Source organism: Mycolicibacterium pallens, assembly GCF_019456675.1.
Lineage (GTDB): Bacteria > Actinomycetota > Actinomycetes > Mycobacteriales > Mycobacteriaceae > Mycobacterium > Mycobacterium crocinum.
This window is the reverse complement of the sequence record NZ_CP080333.1, coordinates 1,925,737-1,940,449: the sequence shown is the minus strand read 5'-3', so window position 1 is coordinate 1,940,449 and position 14,713 is coordinate 1,925,737. Positions and strand designations below refer to the sequence as shown.

Annotated in this window: 16 protein-coding genes; 6 read left to right on the top strand and 10 right to left on the bottom strand. The window is 69.0% G+C overall.

The window, feature by feature from the left end; translation table 11 throughout:
* Positions 1-42 precede the first annotated feature (42 nt).
* The 5 genes from K0O64_RS09565 to K0O64_RS09545 are packed head-to-tail and all read left to right on the top strand — an operon-like array spanning position 43 to position 5,841.
* Complete coding sequence (locus tag K0O64_RS09565; RefSeq protein ID WP_425574831.1) at positions 43-888, top strand: class I SAM-dependent methyltransferase; 846 nt, start codon at positions 43-45, stop codon at positions 886-888.
* Positions 885-2,444, top strand: coding sequence for a 1,4-alpha-glucan branching protein domain-containing protein (locus tag K0O64_RS09560; RefSeq protein ID WP_220046296.1), 1,560 nt, complete (start codon positions 885-887; stop codon positions 2,442-2,444). Before K0O64_RS09565 ends, K0O64_RS09560 begins: the two co-directional genes overlap by 4 nt.
* Complete coding sequence (locus tag K0O64_RS09555) at positions 2,441-3,676, top strand: glycosyltransferase family 4 protein (RefSeq protein ID WP_220046295.1); 1,236 nt, start codon at positions 2,441-2,443, stop codon at positions 3,674-3,676. Before K0O64_RS09560 ends, K0O64_RS09555 begins: the two co-directional genes overlap by 4 nt.
* A gap of 40 nt (positions 3,677-3,716) precedes the next feature.
* Positions 3,717-5,090 (top strand): MFS transporter, encoded by a 1,374-nt coding sequence (locus K0O64_RS09550; protein ID WP_071946534.1) that lies wholly within the window; start codon positions 3,717-3,719, stop codon positions 5,088-5,090.
* Positions 5,083-5,841 (top strand): ArsR/SmtB family transcription factor, encoded by a 759-nt coding sequence (locus tag K0O64_RS09545; RefSeq protein WP_071946536.1) that lies wholly within the window; start codon positions 5,083-5,085, stop codon positions 5,839-5,841. Before K0O64_RS09550 ends, K0O64_RS09545 begins: the two co-directional genes overlap by 8 nt.
* 29 nt (positions 5,842-5,870) lie before the next feature.
* On the opposite strand, the gene K0O64_RS09540 is transcribed toward K0O64_RS09545, so the two are convergent.
* Both K0O64_RS09540 and K0O64_RS09535 read right to left on the bottom strand, forming a co-directional pair.
* The gene (locus tag K0O64_RS09540; protein WP_071946538.1) at positions 5,871-6,353 is read right to left on the bottom strand and encodes an MPT63 family protein; all 483 of its coding nucleotides are present in this window, start codon (positions 6,351-6,353) and stop codon (positions 5,871-5,873) included.
* A gap of 94 nt (positions 6,354-6,447) precedes the next feature.
* Positions 6,448-7,194 (bottom strand): acyltransferase, encoded by a 747-nt coding sequence (locus K0O64_RS09535; RefSeq protein WP_071946540.1) that lies wholly within the window; start codon positions 7,192-7,194, stop codon positions 6,448-6,450.
* Positions 7,195-7,282: 88 nt separating this feature from the next.
* Here K0O64_RS09535 and K0O64_RS09530 point away from each other — a divergent pair, with 88 nt between their 5' ends.
* On the top strand, positions 7,283-8,566 hold the full coding sequence (locus K0O64_RS09530; protein WP_096310947.1) for a BamB-related PQQ repeat family beta-propellar protein: 1,284 nt from the start codon (positions 7,283-7,285) through the stop codon (positions 8,564-8,566).
* Here K0O64_RS09530 and K0O64_RS09525 read toward each other — a convergent pair.
* The 8 genes from K0O64_RS09525 to K0O64_RS09490 form a co-directional block, all read right to left on the bottom strand.
* Positions 8,563-9,258 carry an esterase gene (locus K0O64_RS09525; RefSeq protein ID WP_071946544.1) on the bottom strand — a complete coding sequence of 232 codons (696 nt, stop codon included), beginning with the start codon at positions 9,256-9,258 and terminating at the stop codon, positions 8,563-8,565. The two genes, K0O64_RS09530 and K0O64_RS09525, sit on opposite strands and share 4 nt — an antisense overlap.
* A 62-nt stretch (positions 9,259-9,320) precedes the next feature.
* Positions 9,321-10,541, bottom strand: coding sequence for a THUMP-like domain-containing protein (locus K0O64_RS09520; RefSeq protein WP_425574834.1), 1,221 nt, complete (start codon positions 10,539-10,541; stop codon positions 9,321-9,323).
* Positions 10,499-11,467 carry a class I SAM-dependent methyltransferase gene (locus tag K0O64_RS09515; RefSeq protein WP_071946546.1) on the bottom strand — a complete coding sequence of 323 codons (969 nt, stop codon included), beginning with the start codon at positions 11,465-11,467 and terminating at the stop codon, positions 10,499-10,501. Before K0O64_RS09515 ends, K0O64_RS09520 begins: the two co-directional genes overlap by 43 nt.
* A 9-nt stretch (positions 11,468-11,476) precedes the next feature.
* A complete protein-coding gene (locus K0O64_RS09510) occupies positions 11,477-12,190 on the bottom strand; it encodes an enoyl-CoA hydratase (RefSeq protein WP_220046294.1) in 714 nt (237 codons plus the stop codon).
* 1 nt (position 12,191) lies between these two features.
* A complete protein-coding gene (locus K0O64_RS09505) occupies positions 12,192-13,016 on the bottom strand; it encodes an NUDIX hydrolase (RefSeq protein ID WP_220046293.1) in 825 nt (274 codons plus the stop codon).
* Positions 13,016-13,852: an ABC transporter ATP-binding protein gene (locus K0O64_RS09500; RefSeq protein WP_071946552.1), complete on the bottom strand. Its 837-nt coding sequence runs from the start codon at positions 13,850-13,852 to the stop codon at positions 13,016-13,018. Before K0O64_RS09500 ends, K0O64_RS09505 begins: the two co-directional genes overlap by 1 nt.
* Complete coding sequence (gene yczE, locus K0O64_RS09495; protein WP_220046292.1) at positions 13,813-14,526, bottom strand: membrane protein YczE; 714 nt, start codon at positions 14,524-14,526, stop codon at positions 13,813-13,815. The genes K0O64_RS09500 and yczE overlap by 40 nt, the downstream gene beginning before the upstream one ends.
* On the bottom strand, positions 14,523-14,690 hold the full coding sequence (locus tag K0O64_RS09490) for a hypothetical protein (protein WP_096310941.1): 168 nt from the start codon (positions 14,688-14,690) through the stop codon (positions 14,523-14,525). Before K0O64_RS09490 ends, yczE begins: the two co-directional genes overlap by 4 nt.
* Positions 14,691-14,713: the final 23 nt, after the last annotated feature.

Here is a 14,713-nt window from a genome sequence, read left to right as displayed (position 1 = left end):
TAACTTAGAGTGGTTCGCAGAAACACCATAGCTGGTCGAAGTTTGTGTATTAGCAGCCCATCGGTACCGAGCAGTTCGCGAACCGCCAACTTCGGGTTAGCCTGCCTTGCAATGAGCGCATTCGTAACTGACGCAGGTGACAGCGGTCTTCCGCTCACCGGCGAACGGACTATCCCCGGGCTGGCTGAAGAGAACTACTGGTTCCGCCGCCACGAGGTCGTCTATCGCCGCCTGCTGGACCTTTGCGCAGGTCGTGACGTGCTGGAAGCCGGGTGCGGCGAGGGCTACGGCGCCGACCTGATCGCCTCGGTCGCGCGCCGGGTGGTGGCCGTGGACTACGACGCCGCCACCGTTGCACACGTGGGTGCGCGCTATCCCCGCGTCGAGGTCGTCGAGGGCAACCTGGCGGCGCTGCCGCTGCCCGACGCTTCAGTTGACATTGTGGTGAACTTCCAGGTCATCGAACATCTGTGGGATCAGCCACAATTCGTGGCCGAATGCGCGCGGGTACTGCGACCTGGCGGTCTGCTGCTGATGTCGACACCGAACCGCATCACCTTCTCCCCCGGGCTGGACAGCCCGGTCAACCCGTTCCACACTCGCGAGCTCAACGCGCGCGAACTCGAGGAGCTGCTGACCGACGGCGGATTCCAGATGCGCTCGATGAGCGGGGTCTTTCACGGCCCGGGTCTGGTTGCGATGGACGAGCGCCACGGCGGCTCGATCATCGGCGCGCAGATCGAGCGGGCGTTGGCCGACGCGGCGTGGTCCGACGATCTGCTGGCTGACGTGGCGGCCGTGCGCTGTGAGGACTTCGACATTCTCGACTCCGGCGAGCGCGACATCGACGAAAGCCTGGATCTGGTGGCGATCGCGGTGCGCGTATGAGGTCGGAGCAGGTGCCTGGCCAGTTCACCCTGGTCCTGCACACCCACCTGCCGTGGCTTGCCCACCACGGCCGCTGGCCGGTCGGCGAGGAATGGCTCTACCAGTCGTGGTCGGCGGCCTATCTGCCGCTGATGCGGGTGCTGCGGACACTGGCCGCCGAGGGCCGGCGCGGCGTGCTGACCTTGGGCATGACCCCGGTGGTCACCGCGCAGCTCGACGATCCCTACTGCCTGGACGGCATGCACCGCTGGCTGGCCAACTGGCAGCTGCGGGCACTGGAAGCAGCCACCCTGCGCACCCCGACCGGTGCCGAGGCCGGCACCGCGACGACTCCGGAAGCGTTGCGCGAGTTCGGCATTCGCGAGTACGAGGAAGCCGGTCGCGCACTCGATGAGTTCGGCACGCTCTGGCGCCACGGCGCCAGCCCTTTGCTGCGTCAGCTGATCGACGCCGGCACCGTCGAACTGTTGGGAGGGCCGCTCGCCCACCCGTTCCAGCCGCTGCTCAATCCGCGGTTGCGCGAATTCGCGCTGCGCGAAGGACTTGCCGATGCCGGCCAGCGGTTCGCGCACACGCCGAAGGGCATCTGGGCACCCGAATGTGCTTACGCCCCAGGCATGGAACACGACTATGCCGCCGCGGGCGTCGGGCATTTCATGGTCGACGGGCCTTCGCTGCACGGCGACACCGCGCTGGGCCGGCCGGTCGGGGCGACGGACGTGGTGGCGTTCGGCCGCGACCTGCAGGTCAGTTACCGGGTGTGGTCCCCGAAGTCGGGTTACCCCGGGCACGCCGCATACCGCGACTTCCACACCTACGACCACCTGACGGGACTCAAGCCGGCCCGGGTCACCGGCCGCAACGTCGACTCCGATGCGAAGGCGCCCTACGACCCGCAGCGTGCCGACAAGGCGATCGACAGCCATGTCGCCGATTTCGTCGGCGTCGTCCGCCAGCGCCTGATCTCGGAGTCACAACGCATCGGTCGTCCCGCGCATGTGATCGCCGCCTTCGACACCGAGTTGTTCGGCCACTGGTGGTACGAGGGCCCGATCTGGCTGGAGCGGCTGCTGCGCGCACTGCCCGAGGCCGGTATTCGGGTGGGCACGCTCAACGACGCGCTGGAGGCCGGGTTCGTCGGTGCGCCCGTCGAATTGCCGCCCAGCTCTTGGGGATCCGGCAAGGATTGGCAAGTGTGGGCCGGCGAGCAGGTGGCCGATCTGGTGCAGCTCAACACCGAGGTCGTCGACACCGCACTGGCGACGGTCGATAAGGCCCTGGCGCACAACGGATCCTCCCCCAGCCGGGATTTCGTCGCCGACCAAATCCTGCGCGAAACGCTACTGACAGTGTCCAGCGACTGGCCGTTCATGGTCAGCAAGGACTCCGCGGCCGACTACGCGCGCTACCGCGCGCACCTGCACGCCCATGCCGCCCGCGAGATCTCGGACGCGCTGGCCTCGGGACGCCGCGACGCGGCCGAGCGGCTGGCCGCCGGCTGGAACCGGGCCGACGGATTGTTCGGCGCACTCGACGCACGACGGTTGCCCCGATGAAGATCCTGATGGTGTCGTGGGAGTACCCACCGGTGATCATCGGCGGATTGGGCAGGCACGTCTACCAATTGGCGACCGCGCTGGCCGCTGACGGTCACGAGGTCGTGGTGCTGGCCCGACGGCCGTCGGGCACCGATCCCAGCACACACCCGACCACCGACGAGGTCCACGAAGGCGTGCGGGTGATCGCCGCCGCGCAGGACCCGCACGAGTTCGACTTCGGTCGCGACATCATGGCCTGGACAATGGCCATGGGCCACGCCATGATTCGCGCCGGTCTGACGTTGCAGGCCAAGGGCTGGCAGCCCGACATCGTGCACGCCCACGACTGGCTCGTTGCCCACCCGGCCATCGCGCTGGCCGAGTTCTTCGATGTGCCAATGGTTTCCACCGTCCACGCCACTGAAGCCGGGCGGCACTCCGGCTGGGTGTCCGGGCAGATCAGCCGTCAGGTGCACGCCGTCGAATCCTGGTTCGTTCGGGAGTCCGACTCGCTGATCGCCTGCTCGGCGTCGATGGCCGACGAGATCTCCGAACTGTTCGGCCCCGATCTGGCCGAGATCGTGGTGATCCGCAACGGGATCGATTCCAGCCGTTGGCCCTTCGCGCATCGCCAAGCTCATCCTGGGCCGCCGGAACTGCTGTACATCGGCCGGCTGGAATACGAGAAGGGCGTGCACGAGGCCATCGCCGCACTGCCCCGGATCCGGCGCACCCATCCGGGGACGACGCTGACCATCGCCGGTGACGGCACCCAGCAGGACTGGCTGGTGGAGGTGGCTCGAAAGCACAAGGTGCTCAAGGCCGTTCACTTCGCCGGTCTGGTTGACCACGACGAGCTGCTTCGGCTGATGCGCCGCGCCGACGTCGCCGTGCTGCCCAGCCACTACGAGCCGTTCGGCATCGCCGCACTCGAAGCGGCCGCGGCGGGCATTCCCCTGGTCACCTCCAACGTCGGCGGACTCGGCGAGGCGGTGATCGACGGCGAGACCGGGGTGTCCTTCCCTCCGCGCGACGTCACGGCGCTGGCCGCGGCGGTACGTCGCGTTCTCGACGATCCCGTCGCCGCACAACAGCGGGCGATCGCCGCACGGGAACGGCTGACCTCCGATTTCGACTGGCACACCGTGGCCGCCGAGACCGCGCAGGTGTACCTGGCCGCCAAGCGCCACGAACGTGATCCACTGTCGCGCCGGCCGATCGTCGAGCACGCCCTGCCGGGGCGCTCATAGTTCGACGGGCGTCGAATCATTCCGCACCTAGCGTGCGGATATGCCTTCAACTCGCTCCTCGACGCTGACTCTGGTCGCCGCCTACCTCGGGCTGGTGCTGGGCCTGATCGACAGCAACGCCGTCAATCTGGCGCTGCCCGCGATCAGCACCGACCTCGGTGGCGGCCTGACGGCCGCGCAGTGGACAGTCGACGCCTACAACCTCACGTTCGCGGCGCTGTTGCTCGGCGCCGGTGCATTCGGTGACGCGGTCGGCCGGCGCAGGCTGTTGCGTCTCGGCGTCGTCGTGTTCGTGGCCGCGTCGCTGTGCTGTGCCCTCGCACCGTCGCTGCCGGTCCTGCTGACCGGTCGCGCAGTACAGGGTCTGGCAGCCGCGGTCATGCTGCCGCAGGGGCTGGCGATCGCGGCGGCCGCCTTTCCCGACGCCGCCGGCCGGGCCCGCGCCACCGCGGCGTGGGCGATCGCGGCGGCGTCCTCGACGGCGCTGGGCCCCATCGTCGGCGGGGTCCTCACCCAATCCGCCGGCTGGCGCTCGATCTTCTGGCTCAACGTTCCCGTCGGCGTCGCCGCGTTGGCGATGACCTACCGGTATCTGCTGGAATCGTCGGATCCACGCCACTCCCGCCTCGACGTCGGCAGCCAACTGCTGACCGCCGTCGGCCTGGCGACGCTGACGCTCGCGCTGGTGCAGGGCCGCCACCTCGGGGTGATGCCCACGAGCGGGCTCGCCGTCGTTGCCCTCGCGTGCCTCGCGGGATTCGTCGTGCGGCAGCGCAGCATTGCCCGTCCGATGATCCCGCCGGACCTGCTGCGCCGGCGATCGACGGCGGTCGGGCTGTCCGCCACGTTCGCGATGACGTTCGGCACCTACGGTCTGGTGCTGATCAACAGCATCGCTTTCCAGCAGCAGCGCGGTGCCGGCCCGCTGGCCACGGCGTTGGAGTTCATTCCGATGCCGCTGACCTATCTCGTGCTGATCCCGGTGGTCACCGTGGCGGCGCGACGAACCGGTCCCCGGATTGCGATCACCGCGGGCCTGATGACGCTGGCCGGCGCCCAGCTGCTGTACGGCCTAGCCGGGCCGACCGCGCCGATCTGGCTGATCGAGGCGGCCCTGGTGCTGACCGGCGCGGGCCTGGCCATCACGACCGGGCCGGCAGTGAGCCTGGCGCTCGCGGCGATCCCGTCCGAGCGGACCGGGCTGGGGTCGGGACTGGTCAACCTGTCGCGGCTGACGGGCATCACGGTCGGCACAGCGGCGCTGGGCTCCCTGTTCGGCTCCGGTGGCGGGGTGATCGCCGCGACGGTCGTCGGTGCGGCCGTCCAGTTGATCGCCGCGCTGGTGTCGGTGCGGTGGGGTAAGCCAGAGGATGTGCCCGTTTCACCGGCACCGAAGGAGGCCTGTCATGCGTGACGCCGCCGAACTGCCCAGCGTCGGCGACGCGGACATCGCCGCGGTCGCGTCCCTGCTGGCCGACCCGGCGCGGTGCAGCGTGCTGCTCGCACTCGACGACGGACGGGCGCTGCCGGCCAGCGTGCTCGCCGACGAGGCCGGCGTCAGCCGGCCCACCGCCAGCAGCCACCTGGCCAAGTTGACCGCGGCCGGACTGCTGCGGGTCGAGGCCCACGGGCGGCACCGCTACTACCGGCTGGCCGGACCGCACGTCGCCGAGCTGCTGGAGAATCTGGTTCGGCTCTCGCCGCCGCGCCCGGTGCGCTCACTGCGCGAAGGCACCCGCGCCGCGCGGCTGCGCGCCGCGCGCACCTGCTACGACCACCTCGCCGGCCGGCTCGGTGTCGCGGTCATGGGCTCGCTGCTGGACCGCGGCGCCCTGATCGGTGGTGACGGGCGCTACGACCCGGACCGCGACGTCCACGACTCGCTGAGCAACGTCGGACATGACGTCCGCTACGAGCTGACCGGCGCGGGACGCGACTTCCTCAACGGCCTCGGCGTCGTGCTGCCGACCGGCGGCCGGCCGCTGATCCGCTATTGCGTGGACTGGACCGAACAGCGCCACCATCTCGGCGGCGGCATCGGCCGAGCACTGCTGGACCGCTTCCTGTCGGCGGGCTGGCTGGCGCGCACCGCGCGCGGACGCGCCGTCACCGTGACCGCCGCCGGTCAAGCCGTACTGGCCGACTCGTTCGCCATCGACTGGTAGGGCTGAAGCCGCTGTTCGGCCGCGAGGCCTCACGGCGTCCAGATCAGCAAATCCTCCATGCCGTTGTTCATGGTGATCGTGGTCGGTGCCGGCCCGGTGACGTCGAAGTGGATCTTGCCTGTCGCCGTCGCGCCCTGCGGGATCGTGGCACCGCTGATGTTCGACGGCGCGGCCACCATCCACAGCACCCGGTAGGCGGCTTGATTCGGAGCGACCGCGTTGAACTGCGAAATGGCAGGCGTGACCGGGCCACTGATCGCGTTGACCGTTGCGGTCGCCTCCCAGAGCTTGCCGGCCACCGGATAGCCCGGCATCACGTCGCTGCTGGGTTTGAGGCCGCTGACCTTCCAGCTCAACGAGACCTGGCCGACGCTGTCGGTCATCGTCAGCGCGCTACCCAACTTGCCGACGACGGGAAAGTTCGTCGCCGCCGAAAACGGTGCGGCCGCCAGCGCGATGATTGCGCTCAACGCGATGGCCAGTACAGCCTTGATGGAACTGGAAATTTTCACACTGCCCTCCCCGATGAAGACATCAATGGACGTCTCTGGCATAACTCCGGAGAAACGCCCGAAGATAGTGCCCAAAGACCCACGGAGAGGGGACTTAAGCCTCTAGACGCGAGGCCTTCTTGCGTTCAATATCCGCCAGCGCTGCCGCGAGCTCGGCACGCTGGGCCGCTGAGGTGTCCCAGGCGAGCTTACGGTTCTTGACCACCTTGGCCGGTGAGCCGACGGCGATCGAGAAGTCGGGGATGTCGCCCTTGACCACGGCGTGGGCGCCGAGGACACAGCCCCGCCCGATCGTGGTGCCGCGCAGGACGGTCACCTTGGCGGCGATCCAGGTATCCGGCCCGATGCGCACCGGGCTCTTGATGATGCCCTGGTCCTTGATCGGCATCTCGATGTTGTCCATCTTGTGGTCGAAGTCGCAGACGTAGCACCAGTCGGCCATCAGCGCCGAGTCGCCCAACTCGATGTCGAGATAGCAGTTGATGACGTTGTCGCGGCCCAGCACCACCTTGTCGCCGAACCGCAGCGAGCCTTCGTGGGCGCGGATGGTGTTCTTGTCGCCGATGTGCACCCAGCGACCGATCTCCAGCTGCGCCAGTTCCGGGGTCGCATGGATCTCGACGTCCTTGCCGAGGAACACCATGCCGCGGGTGATGATGTGCGGGTTGGTCAGCTTGAACTTGAGCAGCCGCCAGTAGCGCACCAGGTACCAGGGGGTGTACGCGCGGTTCTTGATGACCCAGCGCAACGACTCCTTGGTCAGAAACTTCGCCTGACGCGGATCGCGCAGGCGCGAGCCCCTCCACCTCTTGTGGACCGGCGAGCCCCACATCGACGTCATGGGCTGAGAGCCTAACGGAGGTTCGGCGCGGGTTACCCTCGCCTGTACTGTCCCGTTTCGGGATCGACGTGATGGGAAGGTGACACGGGTGCTGCGGCGATTGCTGACTTCGGCGTCGGCCGCGCTGGTCGTGACCGGCCTGGCCGGTTGCGGCAACACCGACTCGTGGGTCGACTCCACCGCCGCGCACGGCTGGTCGGCCCAATACGGCGACGCCGCCAACAGCAGCTACACCGCCACCGGCGGCGCCTCCGCCCTGCGGCTGAAGTGGAGCCGCTCGGTCAAAGGTGAGTTGGGCGCCGGCGCCGCGTTGGGCGACGGCAGCTATCTCGCAGTGAACGGCCAAACCGCAGGCGGCTGTTCGCTGATGGTGTGGGAGAACGACAACAACGGCCGGCAACGGTGGTGTACCCGCATGGTGCTGGGCGGCGGATTCGCCAGCCCGCTGTTCGACCAGTTCGACAACCTGTTCATCGGCCAGCCCGGCATGATGCAGTCCTACCCGCCCACCCAGTGGATCCGCTGGCGCCAGAACGTCATCGGAATGCCCACGACCGCACGGTTTCTCGGCGGTGGCCAGTTGCTGGTCGTCACCCACCTCGGGCAGGTGCTGGTGTTCGACTCACACGGCGGCGACGTGACCGGCACGCCACTCGATCTCGTCGAGGGTCTCGACCCGACCGACTCCACCCGCGGGCTGACCGACTGCGCCCGCGCATTGCCGCAATGCCCGGTGGCCGCGCCACCGGCCTACGCTGCCTCGACCCACACGATCGTGGTGAGCCTGTGGCAGCCCGGTGCGAAAGCGTCCACGCTCGTCGGCCTGCAATACCACCCGGGCCAGACGCCGATCCTCACCCGCGAATGGACCAGTGACGCGATCGCCGACGGTGTGCTGGCCGCACCGGTGGCGTCGGCCGACGGCAACACCGTGTACGTCACCGGGCGCGATCGCAAGCTGTGGGCACTGAAAACCTCCGATGGCAAGGTGAAATGGTCTGTGCCACTGGACTTTCTGCCGCAGACACCGCCGTCGGTGTCACCCGATGGACTAATCCTCCTCGGCGGCGGCCCCAACACGCACCTCGTCGCACTCAAGGACGTGGGCGATCACGGCCAGGTGGCCTGGCGCCGCGACGATGTCACTCCGCTGAGCACGTCGAGTCAGGCCGGCGGCGTGGCGTACACGGTGGCCGCCGGTTCGCCCGCGGGACTGTCACTGCTGGCCTTCGATCCCGCCGACGGCCACACCCTCAACAGCTATCCCCTGCCGCAGGCCGACGGCTTCCCGGTCGGAGTGTCGGTGGGCCGCGACCGCCGAGTGGTGGTGGCCACCAGTTCGGGCCAGCTGTACAGCTTCGACCCGGCCTAGCTCAGTTGCAGCGGCGGCAATGCACTCCGCGGCACCGACGCCGAGGTTGCCCCGGCATCCGACGGCAGCAGCTCACCCTGACCGAAGAAGAAGATCACCGCGTCGTCGGTGATGGCGAAGTTCTGGTAGTGCGACGGGTCCAGCCCGTCGCTGGTGGCGATCGCCCCGGTGAGACCGGTCTGGCGCTCCAATTCGCGTTGCACGACCGGGAATATCGCGTTGACGGCCTTGGCATCCGGCGGGAAGAGCGTGTCGAAGGCGACCGGCTTACGGTGCGCGACATCGTAGTTGAACGCCTTGTACCAGGTGGTCGGGTGGGCGCCGCCGACATCCTGGAACAATTTGAGCACCACGCTCTGAGTGCCGCCGGTGGGCGGTCCCGAGGTGAATGACTGTGTAGTGACGTCCATTTCGTAGGCCACGTTCCGCACGGCGGGGGTCTGCGCGACGTTGGTGAAGCCGTCGCGGTTCTGCGTCAGATAGTCCAGGATCGCCTGCTCGTCGGCGTAGTTGGTCGGGAACCGCAAGTCCATGGTGTAGCCGGAATCGGCGGCATGCACATGGCAGATGTTGTCGGCTTCCGGAGTACCGCCCATGGCCGCACAGTCGGTCGCGGCGGCGGACACCCCGATGGTTTGCTCGCCGATCAGAACAGCCGCGGCCAGCAATGCGGTCAGGGTCAGAATGCGCATGTGTCGATCGTCCTCGCGCTGTGAAGACGGCACCGTAGCCGTTGCCCGCCAGCGTACCCGCGCTACGTGAGTGCGGCCGATGCTCTGCACAGGAACACCGAAGTACGCTCTCCCGCGCCGGTACCGATCCGGGTGATCACCAGCGACAACGCCGTCCGGCCGGACGGTCGCAGCCGCCGCCGCAATGCGTCGGGGTCGATGTCGACGCCGCGCACCAGGATCTCCAGCTGCCCACAATCGCGCTGCGAGAGTGCTTGGCGCAACACCTTTTCGCGCAGCGGCAGCTCGTCGAGCACTTCGAAGCCGCGCACCCCGGCAGGCACGTGATCGCCGCTGAGGTAAGCGATCTCCGGATCGAGTTGCCAGAGCCCGTGCCGGGCGGCGTAGTGACGGACCAGTCCGGCGCGCACGATCGCCCCGTCGGGGTCGACGATCCAGCGTCCGGCCGGGCGGGTCGGGCAGTCGTCGGGATCGGCGTCGGTGACCACCTCGTCGCGGTCCAGAACGCAGGCCCGGCGGCGCACCGCCGGGGTGGCCAGCGCGGGCGACCACAGACATGCCTCCCGCACCGAACCGCCTGCCGAGGTCACCTCGATCTCACCGTCGAAACCCAGCTGTCGAACGGCGTCGAAATCGATTCCGGGCGCGCACTTTACAACCGTGGCGCGGCCGCGGTAGGCGTCGAACAATGCATCCAGCGGCGGCACGTAGTCGCGCGGGTCGAAGCGACGCCGGCCGCCGGACCGGCGCGCCGGATCGAGCAGCACCACGGCGTCGCGGCTGACCGGACGCAGCGCGTCGGCGCGGCACAGCGTCACGTCGGGCACGTTGTGGTGGGCCATCGCCAGCCGGACCTCGTCGATGTCGCTACCGACGATCATCGCCGCGGTAGAGCGCAGCGCGGCCAGCTCGGTACCGATCGAACAGGTCGCGTCGTGCACCACCGCGCCGGCCAGCCGGGCGGCACGGTGCCGGGCCACCGGCGCGGCGGTGGCCTGCTGCAGCGCATCGTCGGTGAACAACCACTCGGACACCTCCGCCAGGTCACCGAGTTTGGCGACGGCCTTGCGGCGCAACAGCGTCGTCTCGATCAGTGCGGTGCCGCGCTCGCCGAACCGCTTACGGATCGCGGCGACGTCGGCGAGCCGGGTGGCATCGGTCAGCCGGTAACCGGCGACCTCGGCCAACGCCGCCACACCGGCGTCACTGGAAAGGTAGGTGACGTCGTCGCGCCCGAACGTCAGGACGGCTTGACCCCGGTGATCATCACGTTGTAGTACCAGCCCTTGGGCACCACGCGGCGCCAGATGTTGTCGTCCACCCAGCTCAGGCCGATCCAGCTGTTGAACGCGAACTTGGCATAGCCCCAGCCCAGCTTGCCGGGCGGTACCGCGGCCTCGAAGGTGCGCAGCGGCCACCCGAGCATCGCGGCGGTGAACTCGGTGGTCGACGTCGACACGTCGACGGCGCCGGCACTGCGGGCCATCCGCTCGAGGTCCTCGGGGTCGAAGGTGTGCAGATCGACGACAGCCTCCAGCGCCGCGGCGCGCGACGACTCGTCGAGCTCGGCTTGCGGCCGGCGCCAGCCCTGCAGGCCGGGCAACTTGGTGGCGTTGGTGGCGACCCGCCACGTCAGCGTCGACAGCGACCGCGCGTAGGTGTTGCCGACACTGGTGGGTTCCCCGGCGAAGACGAACCGGCCACCGGGCTTGAGCACCCGCACGACCTCGCGCAGCGACTTCTCCACGTCCGGAATGTGGTGCAGTACCGCATGACCAACGACGAGGTCAAAGGTGTCGTCCTCGTAGGGCACGCCTTCGGCGTCGGCGACCCGGCCGTCAATGTCCAGGCCCAGGTTCTCACCGTTGCGGGTGGCGACCTTGACCATGCCCGGCGACAGGTCGGTCACCGAGCCGCGCCGGGCCACCCCCGCCTGGATCAGGTTGAGCAGGAAGAAGCCGCTGCCACAGCCCAGCTCCAGTGCACGGTCGTAGGGCAGCTCGCGCAGCTCCTCGGGCGGGACGGTGGCGTCGAAGAGGTTGCGGGCGTAGTCCACGCAGCGCTTGTCATAGGAGATCGACCATTTGTCGTCGTAGCTCTCGGCTTCCCAGTCGTGGTACAGGATCTGGGCGAGCTTGCTGTCCTTGAGCGCGGCCTCGACTTGTTCCGCAGTGGCGTGCGGTTGGGGGGCCGGGTCGATCGTGGTCATCAGGGCAGCCTAACTGGAATCGCCGGCGGCGAAGACCTCGCCGTAGCGTTGCGCCTGCTCACCGGCATCGAGGCGGCCGTCGATCAGCGCCTTGGCACCGGCGAGCGCGCTCGGCGGCGCGTCGACGAAGCTGCTCGCCCACGCTGCGGCACCGTCGAAGACGTGGTCGGGGGCCACCATCTCGTCGATCAGCCCGATCGCCAGCGCCTCCTTGGCGTCGACGAAGCGGCCGCTGAATGCCAGGTCCTTCGCGCGGGCCGGACCGATCGCGCGGGCCAGCCGTTCGCCCCCTCCGCCACCGGGAACCAGGCCGGCCAGGATTTCGGTGGCGCCCAGCTTCACGTTGTCGCCGCTGACCCGCCAATCGGCGGCCAGCGCCAGGCCCAGGCCAGTCCCCAGCGCGTAGCCTGTGATCGCCGCGACCGTCGGCTTCGGGATCGCCGCCACCGCATCGAGGGCGTCGCGGCGCAGCCGATCGGCGGCCTCGGCTTCCCCACGATTGAGCGTGCGCAGTTCTGGGACGTCGTCGCCGGCGGAGAAGATCTCGTGCCCGCCGAACAGGATCACCGTCGCGATGTCGGCGCGACCGGCCACCTCGGCGGCCGCATCGATGAGCTCCCGGTAGGTCTGCCGGGTCAGCGCATTGGTCGGCGGCCGCGACACCAGCAGCACCCCGACCCCAGGGTGCTGCTCACCGACGTGCACATGGGCGAACTCGCGCACCTCAGTCGCCGCCGTAGCCCTGCGGCGCGCGGCGGTTGCGGGCCTCGTTGTAGCGGTCGCTGTTGAAGAACTCGATCTCCCAGTTGCCTTCGCGCACAGCAAGATTGGGCTGCACAACCACAATCTGGCGCTCCAGGCCCAGCACCTCGTCGACAGTGCGCCCGGCCAGCGAGTCCAACTGCGTCCAGGTCGGCGGCAACAGGAAGGACCGCGCTTCGGCGAAATCCTCGAGCGCATCCTCGGGGCTGGTCCACGCGGCGTGCTCGGATTCGGTGTTCTGCCCGTCGGCCCGCTGGCCTTCCGGCAGGGCACCGACGAAGAAGTACGTGTCGTAGCGGCGGGTGCGCTCTTCTTCAGGGGTCACCCAGTTGGCCCACGGCCGCAGCAGGTCGGCGCGCAGCACCAGGCTCTCCCGGCGCAGGAATTCCGAAAACGACAGGCTGCGATCGACCAGGGCGCCGCGTGCCTCGCGGTAGACCGAGGCGTCGGCGACGATGCGGTCCGGATCGTCGGCCGGTCCGGCGAACAGCACCCCGGATTCCTCGAACGTCTCGCGGGCCGCCGCGCACACCAGCGCTTCGGCCAGGTCCTCGTCGATGCCGAAGCGCTGTGCCCACCACTCCGGCCCCGGGCCGTACCAGGCGATGTCGGAGTTGCGGTCGCGGTCGTCGACCCCCCCGCCGGGAAACACCATGACGCCGCCGGCGAACTCCATTGCCCGGTGCCGGCGCATGAGAAAGACCTCGACACCGTCCTGTGGTGTGTCGCGGATCAACATGACCGTGGCCGCCGGACGGACCGGCAGCGGTTCGGGTTTGTCGCTCATCAGCGCCTCCTGTGGGCGGCGCGACTCCGCACCCGCCGGGCGAAGTAGCGACCGTCGATGACATCCAGCGCGATCGATTGCCCGAACGCGGTGGACAGATTCTCTGCTGTCAGCGTGTCACGCAGCAGTCCACCGGCGACCACCTGACCCTCGGACAGGATCAGGCAGTGGCTGAAGCCCGGCGGGATCTCCTCGACGTGGTGGGTCACCAGCACCAGCGCCGGCGCGTCGGGGTCGGCGGCCAGATCGGCCAGCCGGGCGACCAGTTCCTCGCGGCCGCCGAGGTCCAGTCCCGCCGCGGGTTCGTCGAGCAGGAGCAGTTCCGGATCGGTCATCAACGACCGGGCGATGAGGACGCGTTTGCGTTCGCCTTCCGACAGGGTCCCGTACGTGCGGTCGGCGAGGTGTTCGGCGCCGACGCTCTCCAGGGTGTCGACGGCCCGGGCGTAGTCGACGTCCTCGTAGTTCTCCCGCCACCGGCCCAGCACGGCGTAGCCGGCGGAGACGACCAGATCGCGGACCAGTTCATCGTCGGGCACCCGTTGGGCCAGCGCCGCGCTGCTCAACCCCACTCGCTGGCGCAGTTCGGCCATGTCGGTCCGGCCGAGTCGCTCCCCGAGCACATGGGCGGTGCCCGAGGACGGGTGTTCCATCGCGGCCGCGATGCGCAGCAGCGAGGTCTTACCGGCACCGTTGGGCCCGATCACCACCCAGCGTTCGTCGAGTTCGACCTGCCAGGTGATCGGTCCGACCAGGACCCGGCCCCCGCGGCGCAGCGATACTTTCCGGAAGTCGATCAGCAGGTCGGGGTCGACCTCGTCGGCGGCATCGGGCACTGCACCATCGTGCCGTATTCGCCCGCGTCCGCACGCCTGGGGTCGCTGCCCTTTCGGGTCTTGGAGAGGATGTTCGCCCAGCCGCTCGCGGCCAGTACCGGTTTCGGTGTCAGGTGCAGCACCAGCTGAACCATCGGCCCGATACCGAAGGCGTAAATGACGGTCCCGACGCCGACGCTGCCGCCCAGCATCCAGCCCACGCTCAACACGGTGGCCTCGATCGCGGTTCGCACCAGCCGTACCGAAACACCGGTCCGCGCAACCAATCCCGTCATCAATCCGTCGCGGGGTCCCGGCCCCAGGCCGGCACCGACGTACAGCACGGTCGACACGGCGTTGAGCAATACCGCGCCCAGCATCAGTGCGATCCGAACCGGCACCGATTCAGGTGCGGTCAGAACGGCCAGGCCGGCGTCGACGGTCACCGCGATCACGATGACGTTGGCGACGGTGCCGATGCCGGGCTTGTTCCGCAACGGAATCCAGGCCAGCAGCACGACGACGCCGACCACCGCCGAGGCCACCCCGATGGTCATCGGCGTGTGCCGGGTCAGCCCCTGGTGGAACACATCCCACGGATCGAGGCCGAGCCCGGCGCGCACCATCATCGCCATCGAGAAGCCGTAGCCGGCCAGGCCGGTCAGCAGCGCGATTCCGCGCAGTGCCGCGCTCACCGGTGGTCGGAGAAGCGCACGCGCAGGGCGTCGAGGTCGGCGCGCATCCGGCGGGCGTCGGCGTCGACGTCGTCCCATCCGGTCGAGGAGGGATTCCAGGGGCCGTGACCGGGGTCGAGCAGTGTCGCGAGGCGAGAGGCCACTCGGGAGAACCATGTACTCATGAGGACCATCCTGTCGAGCCACT